Raw genomic sequence first — 20,986 nt, 5'->3', positions numbered from 1 at the left:
GGGCGGGGACCGCCGCACCCGCCGCGCACTGTGATCTGGGCCACGAATTGTTTGGATCGGGAGATGTCGGGCAGCGGCTGGCCGGAGTGGACCCGGCGCACGGCGGGTCTTTTTGCCGTTCGACCCGCGAGGTGTCAGTGCCAAGCCTGCAAGCCGACCACCTGTACAAAGTCTTCGGGCGACGGCCACTCGACGCGGTACACGAACTGCAACAGGGCGCAGAACGGGCCGCGTTGCGGGACGGCGGCAGCACGCCCGCGGTGATCGACGCGTCCTTCACCGTCGAGGAGGGCGAGATCTTCGTCATCATGGGGCTGTCCGGCTCCGGCAAGTCCACCCTGCTGCGGATGCTCAACGGCCTGCTGGAACCCACCTGCGGGCGGGTGCTGTTCGGCGGTCAGGACCTGACCGCGCTCGCCCCGCGCGAGCTGCGCCGGGTGCGCTCGCACCAGATCAGCATGGTCTTCCAGCACTTCGCGCTGTTCCCGCACCGCAGCGTGCTGGAGAACGCCGCCTACGGGCTTGAGGTGCAGGGCGTACCGCGCGAGGAGCGGCTGCGGCGGGCCACCGAGGCACTGCACCTGGTCGGCCTGAAGGGCTGGGAGAACTCCTGGCCCGACGAGTTGTCCGGCGGCATGCAGCAGCGGGTGGGCCTGGCCAGGGCGCTGGCCACCGACGCCGAACTGCTGCTGATGGACGAGTCGTTCAGCGCCCTCGACCCGCTGATCCGCCGCGACATGCAGGACCAACTGCTGGAACTCCAGCGGAGCCTGCACAGGACCATCGTCTTCATCACCCATGACCTCAACGAGGCGATGCGGCTCGGCGACCGCATAGCCGTGATGCGCGACGGCCGGATCGTGCAACTGGGCACCGCCGAGCAGATCCTGGTCGAACCGGCGAACGACTACGTGGCCTCCTTCATCCAGGACGTGGACCGCTCCCGGGTGCTCACCGCCGCCTCCGCCATGGTGGCGCCGCACCGCCGGGACGCCGCGGGCTGCGGCTGCGAGACCGTCACCCCGAACACCACGCTCGCCGACCTGCTCCCCGTCACCGCCCGGGTGCCGCACCCGGTCGCGGTCCGCGACGACGGGGACCGACTGCTGGGCGTCGTACCCCGGCAGCGCGTACTGACCCTGCTCGGCGACCACGACGGACCGCAAACGGCGTGCGACGCACGGCCGACGGAGAAGGAGGCCACCGGTGCCTAGGCTGCGACTCGGGCACTGGGTGGACAGTGCGGTCAGCTTCCTGCGCGACCACCTCGCCTGGCTCTTCGACTTCGTCACCGCCGTCGTCTCGCACATGTACGACGGCGTCAACGCGGTGCTCTCCGCGCCCCAACCGCTGCTGCTGGCGGGCATCTTCGCGGTGCTGGCGCTGTGGCTGCGCGGGCTGACCGCCGGTGTGCTGGCCTTCGCGGGCTTCGCGCTCATCGACTCCGTACAGCAGTGGGACCCGGCGATGCAGACCCTCTCGCTGGTACTGGTCGCCACCGTCATCACCGTAGTGCTCGCCGTGCCGCTGGGCGTCTGGGCCGGACGCAACAGCACCGTCAGCACGGTGCTGCGGCCGGTGCTCGATGTCATGCAGACGATGCCCGCCTTCGTCTACCTGATCCCCGGCATCTTCTTCTTCGGCCTCGGCGTGGTGCCGGGCGTCATCGCCACCATCGTCTTCGCGATGGCGCCGGGCGTACGGATGACGGAGCTGGGCATCCGGCAGGTGGACGGCGAACTCGTGGAGGCCGCCGAGGCGTTCGGCACCACCTCGCGCAACGTCCTGCTGCGGGTGCAGTTGCCGCTGGCGCTGCCCACCATCATGGCCGGGATCAACCAGGTCATCATGCTGGCGCTGTCCATGGTGGTGATCGCGGGCATGGTCGGCGCGGGTGGTCTGGGCGCCTCGGTGTTCACCGCGATCAGCCAGGTCAACGTGGGCCTCGGCTTCGAGGGCGGCGTCGCCGTGGTCATCCTCGCCATGTACCTGGACCGGATGACCGGCGCCCTGGGCAACCAGGTCTCCCCGCTCGGCCGCCGCGCCCTGGCCAAGGCCGACGCGCTGCGCGGCGCGCGGATCCGGAGCTACCGGCCGAACACCGCGGTCGCCATGGCCGGTGTGGTGGTGCTCGCCCTGGTCGCGGCGGGGATCGGGGTGTTCGGCGGATCCGGTGGCGGGGTCCAGGTCGCCGCGGGCAAGAACGTGGGCAAGGGCAGGACCGTCAACCTCGGCTACATCCCGTGGGACGAGGGCATCGCCTCCACGTACCTGTGGAAGGAGGCGCTGGAACAGCGCGGCTACACCGTCAACGCCAAGACCTACGACGTGGGTGCCCTCTACACGGGTATGGCCAGGGGAGCCGTCGACTTCGAGACCGACTCCTGGCTGCCCACCACCCACGCCCAGTACTGGAAGCAGTACGGCAGGGACCTGGCCGACCTGGGCTCCTGGTACGGGCCGACGTCGCTGGAGATCAGCGTTCCCAGCTATGTGAAGAACGTGAAGTCGCTCGCCGACCTGCGCGGCAAGGCGTCGGAGTTCGGCGGCCGGATCATCGGCATCGAACCCGGCGCGGGCGAGATGAACCTGCTGCGTACCAAGGTGCTGCCCGCGTACGGCCTGGACAAGGAGTACCAGCTGACCACCGGCAGCACCGCCGGGATGCTGGCCCAACTGGAGCGCTCCTACGCCAAGAAGGAGCCGGTCGCCGTGGTGCTGTGGTCGCCGCACTGGGCGTACAGCAAGTACTCGCTCACCAAGCTCCAGGACCCACAGGGCGCCTTCGGCACCGGTGACCGCATCCACACCCTGGCCGCCAAGGAGTTCCCGAAGAAGGACCCGGCGGTCGCCGGCTGGCTGCGGAACTTCCACATGGACGAGAAGGACCTGACCGGACTGGAGGCGGCGATCCAGGACGCGGGACAGGGCAACGAACAGCAGGGCGTGCGCGACTGGTTGAAGCAGCACCCTGGCTTCGTCGACAAGATGGCACCGGTGGGCAGCACGAAGGCCGGAACGGACTGAAACCAGCCCGTCCGGCGATTGAGCACACCGCGCGCGGCGCGGTTCGGGGCCATCCGGGAGACTGGGGCCATGCGTGTCGTCTCGCTGGTCCCCTCGCTCACCGAGGCCGTGGCCGCCACCCGACGGGAGATGCTGGTCGGCGCCACCGAATGGTGCAGCCATCCGCACGACCTCGACGTGGTGCGGATCGGCGGCACCAAGAACCCCGACACCCAGCGGATCACCGAGCTCGCGCCCGACCTGGTCATCGCCAACGAGGAGGAGAACCGCGCACCGGACCTCGCCGCGCTGCGCGCCGCCGGGCTGCGCGTCCTGGTCACCGAGGTACGCACCCTGGAGCAGGCGTTCGCAGAACTGCGCCGGGTACTGGTCGACGGCTGCGGGCTGACCGGCCCGAGCTGGCTGGCCGAGGCGGAGGACGCCTGGCGCCGGTTGGAGCCGCCCACCCGGCGGATCGCGGCCGTCGTGCCGATCTGGCGGCGGCCCTGGATGGTCTGCGGCCGGGACACCTTCGCGGGCGACGTACTGGCCCGGCTCGGGGTGGGCAACGTGTACGCCGGTCACCCCGAGCGCTATCCGCGTGTCCCGATCGGCGAACTGAACGCGGCCGGGGCCGAGTTGGTGGTGCTGCCCGACGAGCCGTACCGCTTCACCGCTGACGACGGCCCGGAGGCGTTCCCCGGGCTGCCCACGGCGCTGGTCAGCGGACGCCATCTCACCTGGTACGGGCCCTCGTTGCGGGAGGCGCCCGAGGTCATCGGCGAGGCGCTGCGAGCAGCGCGCCGCTGACCAGGCCGCGCGCCGTGCGCACCGCCGCGGTGCCCCAGGCCGCCACCAGCAGGACGTACAGCCCGACCGCCAGCCAGCCGAAGAGCTCCGCGCCGGTGTGCCGGGCCAGGCTCGCCGCGCCGGTGACGCAGGTGCCCACCGGGAAGGTGAACGCCCACCACGTCATCGCGAACGGCATGCCGCGCCGCGCCGCGCGCACCACCATCGCCCCGGCCAGCGCCAGCCACAGCAGCGCGAACCCCATCACCGGCACCCCGTACAGCATGGCGAAGCCGCCCAGCAGATGTGCGTACGGCGTGGAGCCCAGGGCGGGCGCGGCGTCGGCGGCGTTGCCCACCGCGGTGGTCGACTGGCCGAGCGGGCCCAGCACCAGGAACAGCGTGGGCGTCAGGGCGAGCGGCAGCGGCCCGTGCTGCACCAGCCGGGCGAAGACCACCGGCAGCATCACCAGCGTCGCCAGCAGGCTCAGCCCGAACATCGCATAGCAGCCGAGCAGCAGCGCCGCCCGCCACTGGCCTGGCGGCAGATGCGGCACCAGCGCCGGACCGGTCGCGGCCGACACCATCGGCGCCACCACCGGCAGCAGCCACACCGGCGACGCGCCGTCCGGCGCGACGCGGTGCCTGACCACCATCAGATACGGGATCGCGACCGCGATGAGCAGCCCGCTCGCCGTTCCGGCCAGCCACAGCCCCGCGTCCACCGCGACCGCTGCCGGCATCCCGATCCACTCGGCGCCGACGGACAGCGTCCCGGCGCCCACCGCGAGCAGGGCCATCGAAAGACACCCGTAGAACGGTGCCACCGCCGGGTCCAGCAGATGCCTGCGCGCCTGGTCGGGGTGGCACAGCAGATGCCCGACGCGGGCGGTGAGCACGGCGGCCAGCAGCACCCCCGACAGCGCCCACACCACCAGGCACGGCACCCGCAGCCAGGACGGATGACCGGGCAGCGCCACACCGGCGTTGGCCACGATGGCCGTGCCCATGACGGTGGCGTACCAGTTGGGGCCGATGTGGCGTAGCGGCGCCGATCGCCGGTCCTGGGCGGTCGGGGCGGTGGGGCGTACGGGTGTGAGAGTGGCCATGGCTCCACGCTCGCCGGTCGTCGCCTCGCTCACCAGGGAGTATGTGTCTATGGGGGCATAAGCTGGGGTTATGAGCAGCAGTGAGGGCGTGCCGCGACCACTTGCCCACCGGGTGCCGGATCTGGGCGCGATGGAGTTGCTGCTCGCCGTCGCCCGGCTGGGCAGCCTCGGCCGTGCCGCGCGGGAACTCGGCATCACCCAGCCCGCCGCGAGCAGCCGGATCCGTGCGATGGAACGGCAACTCGGTGTGGGGCTTGTGACCCGCTCGCCGTCCGGCTCCCGGCTCACCGAGGCCGGGTCCCTGGTCACCGACTGGGCGCGGCGGGTGGTCGAGGCGGCCGAGGAGTTCGACGTGGGCGCGCAGGCGCTGCGGGGCCGCCGGGACTCCCGGCTGCGCATCGCCGCCAGCATGACCATCGCCGAGTACCTGCTGCCCGGCTGGCTGATCGCGCTGCACGGGCAGCGCCCCGGCACCGCGGTCTCGCTGCTGGCCGGGAACTCGGCGGCGGTCGCCGAACGGCTGCGGGCCGGCGAGGCCGACCTGGGCTTCGTCGAGGGCGTCGACGTGCCGGGTGGGCTCGACGCGGTGACGGTCGCCAAGGACCGGCTGGTGGTGGTCGTGGCACCGGGCCACCCCTGGGCGCGGCGCCGCACCCCGATTCCGGCGCGGGAGGTGGCGGCGACCCCGCTGATCCTCCGCGAGGAGGGCTCCGGGACCCGCCAGGTGGTGGACTCGGCCCTGGCGCAGTACGGGGGCCTGGCGGCACCGTTGCTCGAACTGTCCTCGACCACGGCGGTCAAGTCCGCGGTCATCAGCGGGGCAGGCCCCGCAGTCCTCAGCCAACTCGCCGTCAGCGACGAGCTGACGGCTCGCCGCATGGTGGAAGTCCCGGTGTCCGGCATCCAGTTGACCCGCGCCCTGCGGGCGGTATGGCCCTGCGGCCAGCGGCCTTCCGGGCCGTCCCGGGACCTGCTGTCGCTGACGGTACAGGGGTAGCGCGGCTGTTGCGGCACCACGACGGGGGCGGCCGGTGGTGCCGAGCCCGCCTCACCCCAAGGCGGCCGCCACCAGCGCCCGCAGGACACGCGGGTCGTCGGACATCTCCGGATGCCACTGGACCGCCAGGGTGAAGGGGGTGCCCGGCAGTTCGACCGCCTCGACCGTTCCGTCGCAGACGGCGTGCGCACTGGGGATCAGGCCGTTGCCCAGACGGCCCACCGCCTGATGGTGGTACGTGGGGACGTCCACCGGCTCCGGTACGGCGGTGGCCAGGCAGGTTCCGGGGACCGGGACGATCCGGTGGCTGCCGAACACGCCCTCCCTCTCGGCGTGTTCGGTGTGGCCCACCTCGTCCGGCAGGTGCTGCACCAGGGTGCCGCCCAGTGCGACGTTGAGCAGTTGCATGCCGCGGCAGATGCCGAGCAGCGGGGTGCCGGAGGCCAACGCGGCCTCGATCAGGGCGAGTTCCCATGCGTCGCGCTCCACCGCGGGTGGACCGGTCCGCGGATGCGGCTCGGCGCCGTACCGGCGTGGGTCGACGTCCTCGCCGCCCGCGATCACCACACCGTCCAACCGCTCCACGGCCTCCTTCGCCGCTCCCGGGTCGTCCGGCGGCAGCATCACCGCCAGTGCCCCGGCCGCCTGCACGATGCGCGGATAGCCGGCGGGCAGCAGTGCCGCCGGCTGCTGCCACACCCGGTAGCGTGCCGAGGACTCCCAGTACGTGCTGATGCCGATCAGTGGCCTTCCCACCGCTGTCCTCCCGTCGCCTCCAATGGATCGGGATCGTACCTTTGGCGGGTCAGGTGAGGAAGCCGCGCAGCAGTGCCGCCGTGCCCGCGCAGTGCTCGCGCATCACCTCGCGCGCCCCGTCGACGTCCCCCTCCAGGATCGCGTCCAGCAGCGCCGCGTGCTGGGTCTGCGAGTGCTCAAGGTTGCGTACCAGCAGCGGGATCCGGTCCAGCAGGTCGTTGACCCGCGCCCGGGTCCCGGCGTAGGCGGCGGCCAGCGACGGCGAACCCGACAGCTCGGCCAGCGTCAGATGCAGCCGGGTGTCCAGCCTGCGGTAGTCACCCAGCGGCGCGTCCTTCGTCGCGGCCAGGCAGGCCCGCAACCGCTCCCGCTGCTCCCCGTCCAACTCCCGTGCCGCGCACAGCTCGGCCGCGCCCACCTCAAGCACCTCGCGGAACCGCAGTGCGTCATCCACGTCGATGTCGGTGACCTGGGACGTGCCGCCGGACGGCGTGGGGGCCAGGTCCCCCGCGCGGTAGCGCACAAACGTTCCGCCGTACCGGCCGCGCCTGCTCTCCACCAGGCCCTGCTCCTGAAGCACCTTGAGTACCTCGCGCAAGGTCACCCGGCTGATCCGTAGCCGGTCCGCCAACTCCCGTTCCGACGGCAGCCGTTCGCCGTACGGCACCAGGCCGAGCCGCAGCACCTGGAGTATCTGCTCCAGCGCCTCCTCGAAGCCGCTGCCCGCCCGCACCGGACGCAGCACGGGTGACAACCGGTCGTCCTCCCGTGCCTGGCCGCTCTGCGCGGACCCGCTCATCCGTCCTCCCCGAAAGCCCTTCCCAACCAATGGTTCCTATGCATACCTTAGGGCTCCGGTCCACTGACAGGAGGCCCACCTCGTGGCAGACCGCACACCGCCACTCACCGTTGCCGAGCTGCGGCGGCTGATCGACACCGGCACCATCGACACCGTCGTCCTCGCCTTCACCGACATGCAGGGGCGGCTCCAGGGCAAGCGCTTCGCGGCACCCTTCTTCCTGGACGAGGTGCTGGAGCACGGCACCGAGGGCTGCAACTACCTGCTCGCCGTGGACGCGGACATGAACACGGTGGACGGTTACGCGATGTCCTCGTGGGAACGCGGCTACGGCGACTTCGCCATGCACGCCGACACGGCCACGCTACGCCGCACCCCCTGGAACGAGGGCACCGCGCTGCTGATCGCCGACCTCGCCTGGCACGACGGCGCGCCCGTCACCGCCTCGCCCCGGCAGATCCTGCGCCGCCAGCTCGACCGCCTCGCCGAACGCGGCTGGTCCGCTTACGTGGGCACCGAGTTGGAGTTCATGGTGTTCAACGACACCTACGAGGACGCCTGGAGCCGCGGCTACCGGCAGATGCAGCCCGCCAACCAGTACAACGTCGACTACTCCGTGCTTGGCACCGGCCGGGTGGAACCGCTGCTGCGCCGCATCCGCAACGAGATGGGCGCCGCCGGGATGACCGTGGAGTCGGCGAAGGGCGAGTGCAACCTCGGCCAGCACGAGATCGCCTTCCGCTACGACGAGGCCCTGACCACCTGCGACCAGCACGTCATCTACAAGACCGGCGCCAAGGAGATCGCCGCGCAGGAGGGGCGCGCGCTGACCTTCATGGCCAAGTACGACGAGCGCGAGGGCAACTCCTGCCACATCCACCTCTCGCTGCGCGACGAGTTCGGCCAGCCGGTGTTCGCCGACCCGGGCGGCGAGTTGGGCATGGCGAAGACCATGCGGCACTTCCTCGCCGGACAACTCGCCGCGCTACGCGAACTGACCCTGCTCTACGCGCCCAACGTCAACTCGTACAAGCGCTACCGGCCCGGTTCCTTCGCCCCCACAGCCGTCGCCTGGGGGCCGGACAACCGCACCTGCGCACTGCGGGTCATCGGCCACGGCCATTCGCTGCGCTTCGAGAACCGCGTGCCCGGCGGAGACGTCAACCCGTACCTGGCGGTCGCCGCAATGATCGCCGCCGGGCTGCACGGCGTCGACAACGAACTGGAGCTGCCGCCCGCCTGCACCGGCAACGCCTACCGCGGTGACGACGGCCACGTCCCGGCCACCCTGCGCGAGGCGGCGGGACTCTGGCAGGCCAGCGCGCTGGCCCGCGGCGCCTTCGGCGACGAAGTGGTCGAGCACTACGCCAACATGGCCCGCGTCGAGCAGGACGCCTTCGACACCGCCGTCACCGACTGGGAGCGCTACCGCTCCTTCGAACGCATGTGAGGAGCCCCGTGCCCGACCACCCCACCGAGCACCAGGTGCTCAACCCGGCGACGGAAGAACCCATCGCCACCGTCCCCGCCACCACACCGCGGGAAGTGGACGCCGCCGTCCGCCGCGCGGCCCGCGCGCAGGCCGACTGGGCCGCCACCAGCGCCGCCGACCGGGCCCGCCTGCTGCGCCGCTTCGCCGCCACCGTGGACCAACACACCGAGGAACTCGCCCGGTTGGAGGTCCGCGAGGCCGGACACCCGATCGGCAACGCCCGCTGGGAGGCGGGCAACGTACGCGACCTGCTGGAGTACGCGGCCGGGGGAGCCGAACGCCTCCTCGGCGCGCAGATCCCGGTGCCGGGTGGGCTGGACGTCACCTTCCACGAACCGCTCGGTGTGATCGGGGTCATCGCCCCCTGGAACTTCCCGATGCCGATCGCCGGTTGGGCCACCGCACCGGCCCTCGCGGCCGGTAACGCGGTACTGCTCAAACCGGCCGAGACCACACCGCTGACCGCGCTGCGGCTCGCCGAACTCGCCCTGGAATCCGGCCTTCCGGAGGGCCTGTTCCAGGTGCTGCCGGGCGCGGGCCCGGTCACCGGCGCCGCCCTGGTGGAGCACCCCGCGGTCGCCAAGATCGTCTTCACCGGCTCCACCGCGGTCGGCAAGCGGATCATGGCGCAGTGCGCGGACCAGGTGAAGCGGGTCACCCTCGAACTCGGCGGCAAGAGCCCCAACATCGTCTTCGCCGACGCGGACCTCGAAAGGGCCGCGCAGGCCGCCCCGATGGCCTTCCTGGACAACACCGGCCAGGACTGCTGCGCCCGCAGCCGCATCCTGGTGCAACGCAGCGTCCACGACCGCTTCCTGGAACTCCTCGAACCCCACATCAAGGCGGTCACCATCGGCGACCCGGCCGATCCGGCCACCCAGATGGGGCCGCTGATCTCCGCCGCCCAGCGGGAGCGGGTCAGGTCCTACGTCGCCGAGGACGCCCCCGCCGCGATCCGCGGCAGCGCACCCACCGGCAAGGGCTTCTGGTACCCGGCGACGGTACTCGCCGGGCTGCCGGAGGACGCCCCCGCAGTCACCGAGGAGATCTTCGGGCCGGTCGCCGTTGTGCTGCCGTTCGAGGACGAGGCCGACGCGGTACGGCTGGCCAACGCCACCCGCTACGGGCTCGCCGGATCGCTGTGGACCCGGGACGTGGGCCGCGCGGTGCGGGTCTCGCGGGCGGTCGCCGCGGGCAACCTCTCCGTCAACTCCCACAGCGCGGTGCGCTACTGGACACCCTTCGGCGGCTTCGGCGAGTCCGGACTCGGCCGCGAACTCGGCCCCGGCGCGCTGGCCGCCTTCACCGAGACCAAGAACGTCTTCATCAGCACGGAGGAATGACACCAGTGACCGCACAGACCGACGAAGTCATCTGCCGCCGCCTGCCCGGCCGTACCGCCGTCGTCACCGGTGCCGGCAGCGGCATCGGCCTGGCGACCGCCCGTCGTCTCGCCTCCGAGGGCGCCAACGTGGTGTGCGCCGACATCGACCAGGCGGCGGGGGAGAGCGCCGCCGCCCAGACCGGCGGCTCCTACGTCAAGGTCGACGTGACCGACGCCGAGCAGGTGGAGGAACTGTTCCGCACCGCCTACGACATCTACGGCTCCGTTGACATCGCGTTCAACAACGCCGGTATCTCGCCGCCCGACGACGACTCCATCCTGACCACCGGGATCGACGCCTGGCGCCGGGTCCAGGAGGTCAACCTCACCTCCGTCTACCTGTGCTGCAAGGCGGCACTGCCCTACATGCAGCGCCAGGGCAGGGGCTCCATCATCAACACCGCGAGCTTCGTCGCCGTGATGGGTGCCGCGACCTCCCAGATCTCGTACACCGCCTCCAAGGGCGGAGTGCTGGCGATGTCCCGTGAACTGGGCGTGCAGTTCGCCCGGGAGGGCATCCGGGTCAACGCGCTGTGCCCGGGGCCGGTCAACACCCCGCTGCTGCGGGAGCTGTTCGCCAAGGACCCGGAGCGCGCCGCCCGGCGCCTGGTGCACATTCCGCTCGGCCGCTTCGCCGAGGCCGACGAGATCGCCGCCGCGGTGGCCTTCCTGGCCAGCGACGACTCGTCGTTCATCACGGGTTCGGAGTTCCTGGTGGACGGTGGCATCGCGGGCGCGTACGTCACGCCGCTGTAGGGCGGTGGACGCGGGGGCTGGATTGCGGTTGGTTCGGCACCGCCGGTCCTCGCGTCGGGGGTCGCCCGCCGTCGCGGCGGGACGAAACGTCGGGGGCGAGCCCCCGACACCCCAAGAAATCCCTACAGGAACGTGCGGCCCTCGCCGCGGTACGTGGGGACGACGGCAACCACTTCCTCGCCGGAAACCAGGTGCAACTCGGAGAAGCGCTCGCAGAGTTCGCCCGCCTTGGCGTGCCGGAACCACACCTTGTCACCGATCAGCAGGTCGTCCGCGGCCGACCCCAGGAGCGGTGTCTGTACCTCACCGGCGCCCTCCTGCGGGTCGTACCGCAACCCCTCCGGCAGATACGGCACCGGTGACCGGTCCCTGCCCGCGGCGCCGGACGCCGGATATCCGCCGCCCAGCACCGTCACCACCCCGACCCCGGGGCGCCGTACCACCGGCTGGGCGAACAGGGCCGCGGGACGCCCCCGGAACGAGGTGTAGTTGTCGAACAGCCGCGGGACGAACAGCCCGGAACCGGCGGCCACTTCGGTGACGGCGCGCTCCGCGGCCGTGTGCTGCACGCTGCCGGTGCCGCCGCCGTTGACGAACTCCAGCCCCGGCACCACCGCCCGTACCGCGCGCACCGCCTCCGCCCGGCGCGCCGCCAGCTCCCTGCGGGCAGCGGCCTGCATCAGCCGTACCGCGCGGGACCGCAGCGCGGCGCCCGGAACCGCGTCACCGACCCCCGCGACATGCCCCTCGTACGCCATCAGGCCAACCACCCGGAACCCGGGCCTGCGCTGCACCGCCCTTGCCAGTTCGGCCAGTTGGGCGGGATCGTTCAGGGGTGAGCGACGTGCGCCGAACCGTATCCGGCCGCCGAGCAGCCGCAGGCTGGTGTCCAACTCCAGGCAGACCCGCACCTCCTGGCCGCCGCCCGCGCGCGCCGTGTCGATCAGATCGAGCTGCGCCACGTCGTCGACCATCACCGACACCGCCCCGGCCAGCTTCGGATCGGACGTCAACTCCGCGAAACCGGTACGGTCCACCGACGGGTAGGCCAGCAGCACGTCCTCGATCCCGGCACGGGCCAACCACACCGCCTCGGCCAGCGTGAACGCCATCACCCCGGCGAACCCGTCCCGCTCCAGCACCCGTTCCAGCAGCGCCCGGCAGCGCACCGACTTGCTGGCCACCCGGACCGGCTTGCCACCCGCCCGTCGCACCAGGTCATCTGCGTTGGCGTCGAACGCGGCGAGATCCACCACCGCGAGCGGTGCGTCAAGGTGCGCGGTCGCCCGGTCGTAACGGGCGCGGTCAGCGGCACGATCAGACATGCGGGCAGCTTGCACCGTGTTCGAGCGCCCGACAAGACCCTCGACCAGCGGACATGATCCGGACCAGGGGGCGCGAACACAGGCACAACCCGTACTGTGTCACCTCGGGGCCAGGCCCCGTTATCGGCGGGACGAACCGGAACGGACACAGCTCACGGAGGGGGCACCGGGTGGGAACCGGAGTCGACAGCGGGGTACCACGCCGCGTCGCTCCACCACCGCGCCCCCCGGCTCCGCCGCAACAGCCTCTTTCCGCCGCAGGAGTTGGCCCCATGGCCGAAATCGGTTCCGTGCCCACCGGTCCGACCTCGACGCTCGCGGTGCCGCCCGCGCCGGTGCGCCCGCCCACGCTCGGGATGCCCGCGTTCCCGCCCCCGCCCGGCTATCCGCCGCCGCCCGCCGCCCGCCCGGGCCCGTCCCCGTACGCGGCCGGGCGCTCGACGCGCGGCACGGTGGCGGCCGGGATCTGCCTGGTGCTGGGCGCCGGACTGCTGGGCGGCGCGGCGGTCGGGCACTTCGTGGGCGGTGACACGGCCGCGGCGCAGACCACCCGGGAGGACACCGCGCTGACGTACGCCGACGCCCGGAGCCTGTGGCACAGCGTGCCCGTCGACACCCTCTTCCCGCCGACGGTGCACGGCCGCGGCGCCGGACCCGGGGGCGCCGACCGGACCTGGACCCGGATCGGGGTCGCGCCGGACAGCGGCTGTGACGGCGCGTTCGATCCGCCGCTGGCCACCGCACTCGCCCCGGTCGGCTGCCTGCGGCTGCTGCGCGCCACCTACACCGACGCCACGTCCAGCAACGTCACCACCGTCGGAGTGCTGATCACCCGCGCCGACCCGGCCAGCATGGCCGCGCTGCGCGGCACCTGGACCGCACGCCACCTGGGCGACCGCACCGACGCCATGCCGCGCCCGGTGGCCTTCCCCGGCACCCTCGCGGCGGGCTTCGGCCTTGCCCAGCGCGGCAGTTGGACCGTCGACATCTCCGACACCCTGCCGGTCATCGGCTACGCGGTGAGCGGCTTCGCCGACGGCCGCACCGTCACCGACCCGCAGCCCGCCGCGGCGGCCACCAAGCCGGGCGCCACCACGGCCGCCGCGCAGGCCGGACTCGGATACGACGCCAAGGGACTGGCCTCCGCCATCGAACACCACATACGCACCGACGTGGAACAGGCCGTCCATCGCAAGGGAAGCGCCTCATGACGGCGGCACGCCACCGCTGCCTCGCCCTGCTGCTCGCCGTACTGACCGCCCTCCTCGCGCCGGGTGCGTCCACCGCGTACGCCGACTCGATCCGCCAGCAGCAGTGGGCACTCGACACCCTCCACGCGCAGACCGCCTGGCGGACCACCAAGGGCAGGGGCGTGACCGTCGCGGTCCTCGACACCGGAGTCGACGGCAGCCACCCCGACCTCACCGGGCAGGTACTGCCCGGCACCGACCTGGTGGGCTTCGGCGCCAGACGCGGCTCCTCCACCTGGGCCCGGCACGGCACCGCGATGGCGGGCATCATCGCCGGGCACGGCCACGGCCCCGGCGACAGCAGCGGTGTGATGGGCATCGCCCCTGAGGCGAAGATCCTTCCGGTGCGGGTGATCCTCGAAGACACCGACCCACAGCGCAAACAGGCCCGCGCCACTCGCGGCGGCGCACTCGCCCAGGGCATCCGCTGGGCCGCCGACCACGGCGCGAACGTCATCAACCTCTCCCTGGGCGACGACAGCAAGACCGCGCACCCCGACCCGGCCGAGGACGCCGCCGTCCAGTACGCGCTGGCCAAGGGGATCGTGGTGGTCGCCTCCGCGGGCAACAGCGGCCAGCAGGGCGACCCCGCCTCCTACCCCGCCGCCTACCCCGGGGTGATCGCGGTGGCGGCGGTGGACCGGTACGGCAACCGCGCCGCCTTCTCCACCAGCCGCTGGTACGCCACCGTCGGCGCGCCCGGCGTGGACGTGGTCATCGCCGACCCGGACCGCCGCTACTACGAGGGCTGGGGCACCAGCGCCGCCTCCGCGTACGTCTCCGGCGTCGCCGCGCTCATCCGCTCCGCCTGTCCGCGGCTGAGCCCCGCCCAGATAAAGCGGCTGCTGGAGGACACCGCCCAGGACGCGCCGCCGGGCGGCCGCAACGACCAGGTGGGCGCGGGCGTGGTGGACCCGGTGGCCGCGCTGGACGCCGCCGCGAAGCTCACCCCCAGCCCCGAGGCGCCCACCCCGGCGGCCTACGCCAAGCGGTACTTCGGTTCCGGGCCGGCCCCGGTCCGCGCCTCCGCGCGGTCAGGTGGCGGTTCCGGGATCGGACTCGCCACGGTGAGCGCGATCGCCGGGGTCGTGCTGCTGGTGGCGGCCGGGGTGTTCAGATGGCGGGCAAGGCGCTGACCGGGCCGGGCGCGGGCGCCGATACCCTCATCGGGTGGCTCTCAAGAACATTCCGGACCCCGGCTTCTCCGACGACGACGGCACCGCCGACCCCCGGCTGACCGCGGCCCTCGCCGCGTACGCCGAGGACCGCGCCGCCGAGCCCGATGTGCTCGCCGCGCTGGTCGGCGCCCGGCTGCTGGTGCCGGTCGTCGCGCTGCTCGGGGAGGTGGAGACCGTGGTGGCCGCCGCGGCGCCAGGCGCCTCCGCCGAGGGAGGGCGACGGGCGGACGGGCTGCGCCGGGAGAAGACCAGCGACATGGCGGTGCCCACCATCCAGGCCCCGGACGGCCGCCGGGCGCTACCCGCGTTCACCTCGGTCGAGAGCCTGGCCCGCTGGCGGGCCGACGCCCGGCCGGTCGCCGTACCGCTGCAGCAGGCGCTGCGCGCGCTCGCCCACGAGCAGGCCGACACCCTGCTGATCGACATGGCCGGACCCGTGCCGTACGCGCTGTCGGGCCCCGCGCTGCACGCCCTCGCCTCCGGCCGGGACCGGCTGGACCCGCTCACCGACCCTGCGGTCGCCGAGGCGGTGCGTGACGTGTTGACCGCGCAGCCCGACGTGGTGCGTGCCCATCTGGTGCCGAGCCGGGAGACGGACGGCACGCTCGGGCTGGTGCTCGGGGACGGTGCCGAGGTGGCGGCGGTCGCCCAGCGGGTGGCCACGGCGCTCGCGGGCGACGAGACGCTGCGCGCCCGGCTGGTGCGCGGCCTGGACCTGGCGCTGCTGCCGCCGGACGCCAGGTTGCCCGGTGAGCCGCTGTTCGTTCGCTGAACGGAACATTCCCACCGGTAGTCAAGGCCGCACCGGAGGGTCGAGATGTCGGCGAGTGGTCGGTTGGTCGAGAATGTCCCGTGTCCCAAGTGCGACAGGGCAACGAATGGGACATGGCAATCGACGCGAGGAGAGCGCCATGGCGAACCGGGCCGCCCTCACCTGCGAGTTCCTGGGCACCCTGCTGTTGGTCTTCTGTGCCGTGGGGGCCGCGGTCCTGGCGGGCGAGTACATCGGCACCCTCGGCACCGCGCTGGCCTTCGGCCTGGTGCTGCTGGCGCTGGTGTCCTCGTTCGGCGCGGTCTCCGGCTGCCACGTCAATCCGGCGGTGACGCTGGGCATGTTGTGCGCGGGACGGCTGGAGCCGCGGACCGCCGTACGGTACTGGGCCGCCCAGTTCGCGGGCGGGATCGCGGGGGCCGCGCTGCTGTTCGTGGTGGCCAGTCAGGTGCCTGGGCTGAAGGTCAAGGAGACGTTCGGCAGCAACGGCTACGGCGGCCGGTCGGCCGTCGGCATCAGCGTCCTCGGGGCGTTCCTCGCCGAGGTGGCGCTGACCTTCCTGCTGGTCTTCGTGGTGCTCGCGGTGAGCCGGGGCAGGGCCACCCTGGCGGGCTCCGCCGGGCTGCCGGTCGGGATGGCCTTCGCCGTGGCGCAACTGGTCGGCGGCCCGCTCACCGGCGCCTCGATGAATCCGGCGCGCAGCCTGGGGCCCGCGCTGTTCGCGGGCGGGGCGGCGCTGACGCAACTGTGGCTGTTCCTCGCCGCCCCACTGGTCGGCGGCGCGCTCGCGGCGTTGGCGCAGCGGCTGACCCATCCGGCGCCCGCCGCGCCGATGTCCCTGGCCGAGCCGGAGGCGAGCGCCGCCGCGGCGCGGACGCGGTGACCGGGGGCGGGGCCGCTCGGGGTGCCGCGCGTGCGCGGGACAGCCGTACCGGGGCCGCGCTCCGTGCTGGGGTGCCTCAGCCGATCACCGGGCCGGTGAACTTCTCGCCCGGCCCCTGACCGGGCTCGTCCGGCACTATGGAGGCCTCGCGGAACGCCAACTGCAGCGACTTCAGTCCGTCCCGCAGCGGGGCCGCGTGGTAGGAACCGATCTCGGTGGCTCCGGCGGTGACAAGACCCGCCAGCGCGGTGATCAGCTTGCGGGCCTCGTCGAGGTCCTTGTGATCCGCGCCCTCCTCGGCCAGGCCCAGGTTGACCGCCGCGGCGCTCATGAGGTGGACCGCCACCGTGGTGATCACCTCGACCGCGGGAACGTCCGCGATGTCACGGGTCATGGTGTCGAAATCGGGGCCACCGGCGGCGGAGTCGGACAAGGCGGTGGCGGTGGGGGAGGTGGTGTCGCTCATGACGGACACGATAGGCCCCGTTCCGTTGATTACTGTCCGCGCCCAGAGGCTGGTATGCTTGGAGATCGACCGGCTGGGCACCCAGGTTTACCCGGATGTTCAGCCCGCAAGTGGAACTCCAACTCCCACCTGACCGACCTCCGGGTCGGCGGGTCTCCGGTCAGGCGTCATCACCTCGTGAGAGGCGATGGCCCGATGCGCCCCGCGGAATTTCGCGGCGGTGCTCCCGGTTGTGAGGAGCCCCGCCTGCGTACCGTACGGGGCGTTTTTCGCGTCCTGGGTACGGGGTCTGGAGACTAGAAGACTCAAGGCGCGGTTGCCCGCCAGGCCGCCGCGTGGTGCAACCGAGGAGGCCCCATCAGCGCCGAGCCCCGCATCAACGACCGGATTCGCGTCCCCGAGGTGCGACTCGTCGGTCCCAGTGGCGAGCAGGTGGGCATCGTGCCGCTTGCCAAGGCCCTGGAGCTCGCACAGGAGTACGACCTGGACCTGGTCGAGGTCGCGGCTACCGCCCGCCCGCCCGTGTGCAAGCTCATGGACTACGGGAAGTTCAAGTACGAGTCGGCCATGAAGGCCCGTGAGGCGCGCAAGAACCAGGCGCACACGGTCATCAAGGAGATGAAGCTCCGGCCGAAGATCGACCCGCACGACTACGACACCAAGAAGGGTCACGTCGTCCGGTTCCTCAAGCAGGGCGACAAGGTCAAGATCACGATCATGTTCCGTGGTCGCGAGCAGTCCCGTCCCGAACTGGGCTTCCGACTGCTCCAGCGGCTGGCGGAGGACGTCCAGGACTTGGGCTTCGTGGAGTCCAACCCGAAGCAGGACGGCCGCAACATGATCATGGTTCTCGGTCCGCACAAGAAGAAGACCGAGGCGATGGCCGAGGCCCGCGAGGCGCAGGCCGCCCGCAAGGCCGGTCGCCAGCCGAGGCAGGACGAAGAGGCCGAGGAGCCGCAGGCTCCCGCCGACGCCGGCTGAGGCAACCAGCAAGACCCCGGGGGTGAACCCTGGGTATGCAATGCAGTACTGACTGACGCTCTCCGTCCGCCCTGGTCGCGGACGGGAGGGCCAGCGATGAGGAGACTACGGCGCCATGCCGAAGAACAAGACGCACAGTGGTGCGAGCAAGCGGTTCAAGATCACCGGCTCCGGCAAGGTGCTGCGTGAGCGTGCCGGCAAGCGCCACCTGCTGGAGCGCAAGTCGTCCGCGCTGACGCGCCGCCTCACCGGCAACGCCGAGATGGCTCCGGCCGACGCCAAGAAGATCAAGAAGCTTCTCGGCAAGTGACGGACCGCGCCCCCGACGGGGGCGCGCCGACTGACCGGGACCAATTCGTTTTCGGGCCGTGTGAGTACCACCGCGGTCCCCAACAAGGAGTTACCAAGTGGCACGCGTCAAGCGGGCAGTGAACGCCCACAAGAAGCGCCGGGCAATCCTCGAGCAGGCCAGCGGCTACCGCGGGCAGCGTTCCCGCCTGTACCGCAAGGCGAAGGAGCAGGTCACCCACTCCCTCGTCTACAACTACAACGACCGCAAGAAGCGCAAGGGCGACTTCCGTCAGCTGTGGATCCAGCGCATCAACGCCGCTGCCCGCGCCAACGGCATCACCTACAACCGCTTCATCCAGGGTCTGAAGGCCGCCAACATCGAGGTGGACCGCAAGATCCTCGCGGAGCTCGCCGTCAACGACCCCAACGCGTTCGCCGCGCTGGTCGAGGCCGCGCAGAAGGCGCTGCCGAGCGACGTCAACGCGCCGAAGGCCGCGTGAGTGACGCTGCGCTGAGCCGTCAAGGCTTCCGGGCCCGCAGGGATCTCCCTGCGGGCCCTCCGTTGTGGTCGGTCGTTCCGCAGGGCGGAACGGCTGGGCACAACGGACCCGCACCCGGCGACCGCCCCTGAACCGAAAGCTTGCGCACCTTGAGCCAGACCCCCCAGCTGACCTCCCTGCGATCCCCGCGCGTCAGCGCCGCACGGCGGCTCGCCAAGCGCAGCTTCCGCGGCAAGGAGCGCCGGTTCATCGCCGAGGGGCCGCAGGCGGTCCGTGAGGCGATCGGGCACCTGATCGAGGTGTATGTGACGGCGGAGGCGATGCGGCGGCACGCCGACATCGTCGCGGCGGCCCGCGCCGCGGGCGTCACCGTGTTCACCGCCACCGACGAGGTCGTGGCCGAGGTCTGTGACACCGTGACCCCGCAGGGCATCGTGGGCATCTGCCGGTTCCTCGACTCGCCGTTCGAGGAGATCCTGCGCGCCCGCCCGAAGCTGGTCGCCGTCCTCGCGCACGTCCGCGACCCCGGCAACGCCGGAACGGTGCTGCGCTGCGCGGACGCCGCCGGCGCCGACGCGGTCGTGTTCACCGACGCCTCGGTCGACCTGTACAACCCCAAGGCCGTGCGCGCCTCGGTGGGCAGCCTGTTCCACCTGCCGGTGGCGGTCGGCGTCCCGGTGCACACCGCGGTCGCCGGGCTGCGCGAGGCGGGCGTGCGGCTGCTCGCGGCCGACGGCGCGGGGGAGCGGGACCTGGACAGCGAGCTGGACGAGGGCACCATGGGCGGCCCCACCGCCTGGATCTTCGGCAACGAGGCCTGGGGACTGCCGGAGGAGACGCGGGCGCTCGCCGACGAGGTGGTCCGCGTCCCGATCCACGGCCGGGCCGAGAGCCTCAACCTCGCGACGGCCGCCGCGGTCTGCCTGTACGCCTCGGCGCGTGCGCAGCGCGCAGCGGGAGGGTGCCGCTCAGTAACCTCCGGCCGGTAGGCTGACGGGCCGGACCCGTGAAGGGCAGCGAAGGGGAGCAGGGGGATGGACGCCGGAACCGCCGCCAGCCGCACCACGAGCGTCGCGCTGTTCGGCGCCGACCTGGCGGACCTCGGCCTGGACCCCGACGACCTCCCCGACGGACTGGTGGTGGCCGACGAGACCGGGCGGGTCGTCTGCTTCAACGCCGCCGCCGCCCGGCTGACCGCACTGCGCCCGGCGGACGTCATCGGCCTGCCGATCGAGCACGCGCTGCCACTGGAGGACCTCGAAGGCCGCCGCTGGTGGACGGTCACCGATCCGTACCGCGGCCTGGCCATCCGGATCGGGCAACCGGAACGCAACCTTCTGCTGCCCGGCGGCCGTGAGGTCCTGGTCTCCGCCCGCTATGTGCGCGAGCACCCCGCCGGACCGGTGCGCCGCCTGGTCGTCGCGCTGCGCGGCACCGGAAGCCGTCGGCGCACCGAGCGCAGCCACGCCGAACTGATCGCCACCGTCGCCCATGAGCTGCGCTCCCCGCTGACCTCGGTCAAGGGGTTCACCGCCACCCTGCTCGCCAAGTGGGAGCGGTTCACCGACGAGCAGAAGAAGCTGATGCTGGAGACCGTCGACGCGGACGCCAACCGGGTCACCCGGCTGATCGCCGAACTCCTGGACATCTCCCGGATCGACACCGGCCGGCTCGAAGTGCGCCGTCAACTCGTCGACATCGAGGCCGCCGTGCGCCACCGGGTGGCCGCGCTCATCGCGGCGGGCGTCCCAGCCGAACGGCTGCGGGTGCGGGTGACCGGACCGCTGCCCCCGTTGTGGGCCGACCCGGACAAGCTCCAGCAGGTGCTGAGCAACCTGCTGGAAAACGCGGTGCGGCACGGTGACGGGACTGTCATCATCGACGTGGCGCCCTCGTCGTCCCCGCGTGAGCGGGGCAGTGCCGGAACGGCCGTCACCGTGAGCGACGAGGGGCCCGGCATTCCGGAGGAGTCGATGGGCCGCGTCTTCACCCGCTTCTGGCGGGGCAACCGGCGCGGTGGCACCGGCCTGGGCCTGTACATCGTCAAGGGCATCGTCGAGGCGCACGGCGGCACGATCACGGTGTCCCGGGCCCCCGGCGGCGGCGCCCAGTTCCGATTTATCCTGCCCGTCGGGGCACCGGCCTTCATGGGCTGAGCCTCCACGGGCTTCCTCTTCCACCGCAGGTCCACTGCAGGGTGCGTCGGGCGCGGCCGCCGTGCCCATTAGACTCGACCTTTGGCCACAGAGGTCG

21 protein-coding genes are annotated in these 20,986 nt (G+C 72.2%); 16 read left to right on the top strand and 5 right to left on the bottom strand.

The window, feature by feature from the left end; translation table 11 throughout:
• The first annotated feature begins 137 nt into the window (after nucleotides 1-137).
• From O5O46_RS10300 to O5O46_RS10290, 3 genes are all read left to right on the top strand, one after another.
• Nucleotides 138-1,214 carry a quaternary amine ABC transporter ATP-binding protein gene (locus tag O5O46_RS10300; RefSeq protein WP_269855011.1) on the top strand — a complete coding sequence of 359 codons (1,077 nt, stop codon included), beginning with the start codon at nucleotides 138-140 and terminating at the stop codon, nucleotides 1,212-1,214.
• Nucleotides 1,207-3,027: an ABC transporter permease/substrate binding protein gene (locus tag O5O46_RS10295; protein WP_269855010.1), complete on the top strand. Its 1,821-nt coding sequence runs from the start codon at nucleotides 1,207-1,209 to the stop codon at nucleotides 3,025-3,027. The genes O5O46_RS10300 and O5O46_RS10295 overlap by 8 nt, the downstream gene beginning before the upstream one ends.
• A gap of 69 nt (nucleotides 3,028-3,096) precedes the next feature.
• On the top strand, nucleotides 3,097-3,816 hold the full coding sequence (locus O5O46_RS10290; RefSeq protein WP_269855009.1) for a helical backbone metal receptor: 720 nt from the start codon (nucleotides 3,097-3,099) through the stop codon (nucleotides 3,814-3,816).
• Here O5O46_RS10290 and O5O46_RS10285 read toward each other — a convergent pair.
• Nucleotides 3,782-4,903 (bottom strand): TDT family transporter, encoded by a 1,122-nt coding sequence (locus tag O5O46_RS10285; protein ID WP_269855008.1) that lies wholly within the window; start codon nucleotides 4,901-4,903, stop codon nucleotides 3,782-3,784. The genes O5O46_RS10290 and O5O46_RS10285 overlap by 35 nt on opposite strands.
• A 70-nt stretch (nucleotides 4,904-4,973) precedes the next feature.
• Here O5O46_RS10285 and O5O46_RS10280 point away from each other — a divergent pair, with 70 nt between their 5' ends.
• Nucleotides 4,974-5,900 (top strand): LysR family transcriptional regulator, encoded by a 927-nt coding sequence (locus tag O5O46_RS10280; RefSeq protein WP_269855007.1) that lies wholly within the window; start codon nucleotides 4,974-4,976, stop codon nucleotides 5,898-5,900.
• Nucleotides 5,901-5,951: 51 nt separating this feature from the next.
• Here the strand turns inward: O5O46_RS10280 and O5O46_RS10275 are convergent, their stop codons facing one another.
• Nucleotides 5,952-6,656 carry a gamma-glutamyl-gamma-aminobutyrate hydrolase family protein gene (locus tag O5O46_RS10275; RefSeq protein ID WP_269855006.1) on the bottom strand — a complete coding sequence of 235 codons (705 nt, stop codon included), beginning with the start codon at nucleotides 6,654-6,656 and terminating at the stop codon, nucleotides 5,952-5,954.
• A gap of 49 nt (nucleotides 6,657-6,705) precedes the next feature.
• Complete coding sequence (locus O5O46_RS10270; RefSeq protein ID WP_269855005.1) at nucleotides 6,706-7,455, bottom strand: FadR/GntR family transcriptional regulator; 750 nt, start codon at nucleotides 7,453-7,455, stop codon at nucleotides 6,706-6,708.
• Nucleotides 7,456-7,537: 82 nt separating this feature from the next.
• On the opposite strand from O5O46_RS10270, the gene O5O46_RS10265 reads away from it, so the two are divergent.
• Genes O5O46_RS10265 through O5O46_RS10255 form a run of 3 tightly spaced genes read left to right on the top strand, consistent with a single transcriptional unit; the run spans nucleotide 7,538 to nucleotide 11,087 of the window.
• Nucleotides 7,538-8,905: a glutamine synthetase family protein gene (locus O5O46_RS10265; RefSeq protein WP_269855004.1), complete on the top strand. Its 1,368-nt coding sequence runs from the start codon at nucleotides 7,538-7,540 to the stop codon at nucleotides 8,903-8,905.
• Between the two features lie 8 nt (nucleotides 8,906-8,913).
• Nucleotides 8,914-10,290: an aldehyde dehydrogenase family protein gene (locus tag O5O46_RS10260; protein WP_269855003.1), complete on the top strand. Its 1,377-nt coding sequence runs from the start codon at nucleotides 8,914-8,916 to the stop codon at nucleotides 10,288-10,290.
• The gene (locus O5O46_RS10255; protein WP_269855002.1) at nucleotides 10,287-11,087 is read left to right on the top strand and encodes a 3-oxoacyl-ACP reductase; all 801 of its coding nucleotides are present in this window, start codon (nucleotides 10,287-10,289) and stop codon (nucleotides 11,085-11,087) included. The genes O5O46_RS10260 and O5O46_RS10255 overlap by 4 nt, the downstream gene beginning before the upstream one ends.
• Before the next feature lie 122 nt (nucleotides 11,088-11,209).
• On the opposite strand, the gene O5O46_RS10250 is transcribed toward O5O46_RS10255, so the two are convergent.
• The gene (locus O5O46_RS10250; RefSeq protein WP_269855001.1) at nucleotides 11,210-12,412 is read right to left on the bottom strand and encodes an amino acid deaminase/aldolase; all 1,203 of its coding nucleotides are present in this window, start codon (nucleotides 12,410-12,412) and stop codon (nucleotides 11,210-11,212) included.
• A gap of 272 nt (nucleotides 12,413-12,684) precedes the next feature.
• Here O5O46_RS10250 and O5O46_RS10245 point away from each other — a divergent pair, with 272 nt between their 5' ends.
• The 4 genes from O5O46_RS10245 (at nucleotide 12,685) to O5O46_RS10230 (ending at nucleotide 16,495) form a co-directional block, all read left to right on the top strand.
• The gene (locus O5O46_RS10245; protein ID WP_269855000.1) at nucleotides 12,685-13,623 is read left to right on the top strand and encodes a hypothetical protein; all 939 of its coding nucleotides are present in this window, start codon (nucleotides 12,685-12,687) and stop codon (nucleotides 13,621-13,623) included.
• Nucleotides 13,620-14,798 carry a type VII secretion-associated serine protease mycosin gene (gene mycP, locus O5O46_RS10240; protein ID WP_269854999.1) on the top strand — a complete coding sequence of 393 codons (1,179 nt, stop codon included), beginning with the start codon at nucleotides 13,620-13,622 and terminating at the stop codon, nucleotides 14,796-14,798. The genes O5O46_RS10245 and mycP overlap by 4 nt, the downstream gene beginning before the upstream one ends.
• Nucleotides 14,799-14,832: 34 nt before the next feature.
• Nucleotides 14,833-15,612 carry an SseB family protein gene (locus tag O5O46_RS10235; RefSeq protein WP_269854998.1) on the top strand — a complete coding sequence of 260 codons (780 nt, stop codon included), beginning with the start codon at nucleotides 14,833-14,835 and terminating at the stop codon, nucleotides 15,610-15,612.
• A gap of 139 nt (nucleotides 15,613-15,751) precedes the next feature.
• The gene (locus O5O46_RS10230) at nucleotides 15,752-16,495 is read left to right on the top strand and encodes an MIP/aquaporin family protein (protein ID WP_269854997.1); all 744 of its coding nucleotides are present in this window, start codon (nucleotides 15,752-15,754) and stop codon (nucleotides 16,493-16,495) included.
• A 76-nt stretch (nucleotides 16,496-16,571) separates the two neighbouring features.
• On the opposite strand, the gene O5O46_RS10225 is transcribed toward O5O46_RS10230, so the two are convergent.
• Complete coding sequence (locus O5O46_RS10225; RefSeq protein ID WP_269854996.1) at nucleotides 16,572-16,961, bottom strand: DUF1844 domain-containing protein; 390 nt, start codon at nucleotides 16,959-16,961, stop codon at nucleotides 16,572-16,574.
• A 357-nt stretch (nucleotides 16,962-17,318) separates the two neighbouring features.
• Here O5O46_RS10225 and infC point away from each other — a divergent pair, with 357 nt between their 5' ends.
• From infC to O5O46_RS10200, 5 genes are all read left to right on the top strand, one after another.
• On the top strand, nucleotides 17,319-17,942 hold the full coding sequence (infC, locus tag O5O46_RS10220; RefSeq protein ID WP_269855159.1) for a translation initiation factor IF-3: 624 nt from the start codon (nucleotides 17,319-17,321) through the stop codon (nucleotides 17,940-17,942).
• Between the two features lie 115 nt (nucleotides 17,943-18,057).
• On the top strand, nucleotides 18,058-18,252 hold the full coding sequence (gene rpmI, locus O5O46_RS10215) for a 50S ribosomal protein L35 (RefSeq protein WP_269854995.1): 195 nt from the start codon (nucleotides 18,058-18,060) through the stop codon (nucleotides 18,250-18,252).
• 97 nt (nucleotides 18,253-18,349) lie between these two features.
• A complete protein-coding gene (rplT, locus tag O5O46_RS10210; protein ID WP_255928596.1) occupies nucleotides 18,350-18,733 on the top strand; it encodes a 50S ribosomal protein L20 in 384 nt (127 codons plus the stop codon).
• A 149-nt stretch (nucleotides 18,734-18,882) separates the two neighbouring features.
• Nucleotides 18,883-19,722 (top strand): TrmH family RNA methyltransferase, encoded by an 840-nt coding sequence (locus tag O5O46_RS10205; protein ID WP_443072442.1) that lies wholly within the window; start codon nucleotides 18,883-18,885, stop codon nucleotides 19,720-19,722.
• Nucleotides 19,723-19,767: 45 nt separating this feature from the next.
• Complete coding sequence (locus tag O5O46_RS10200) at nucleotides 19,768-20,889, top strand: sensor histidine kinase (protein WP_269854993.1); 1,122 nt, start codon at nucleotides 19,768-19,770, stop codon at nucleotides 20,887-20,889.
• Nucleotides 20,890-20,986: the final 97 nt, after the last annotated feature.

The organism is Streptomyces sp. RPT161 (genome assembly GCF_027533845.1).
In the GTDB taxonomy this organism is placed as follows: Bacteria; Actinomycetota; Actinomycetes; order Streptomycetales; family Streptomycetaceae; genus Streptantibioticus_A; species Streptantibioticus_A silvisoli_A.
The sequence above is the reverse complement of the archived record's forward strand: the minus strand, read 5'-3'. Positions and strand labels throughout refer to the sequence as shown.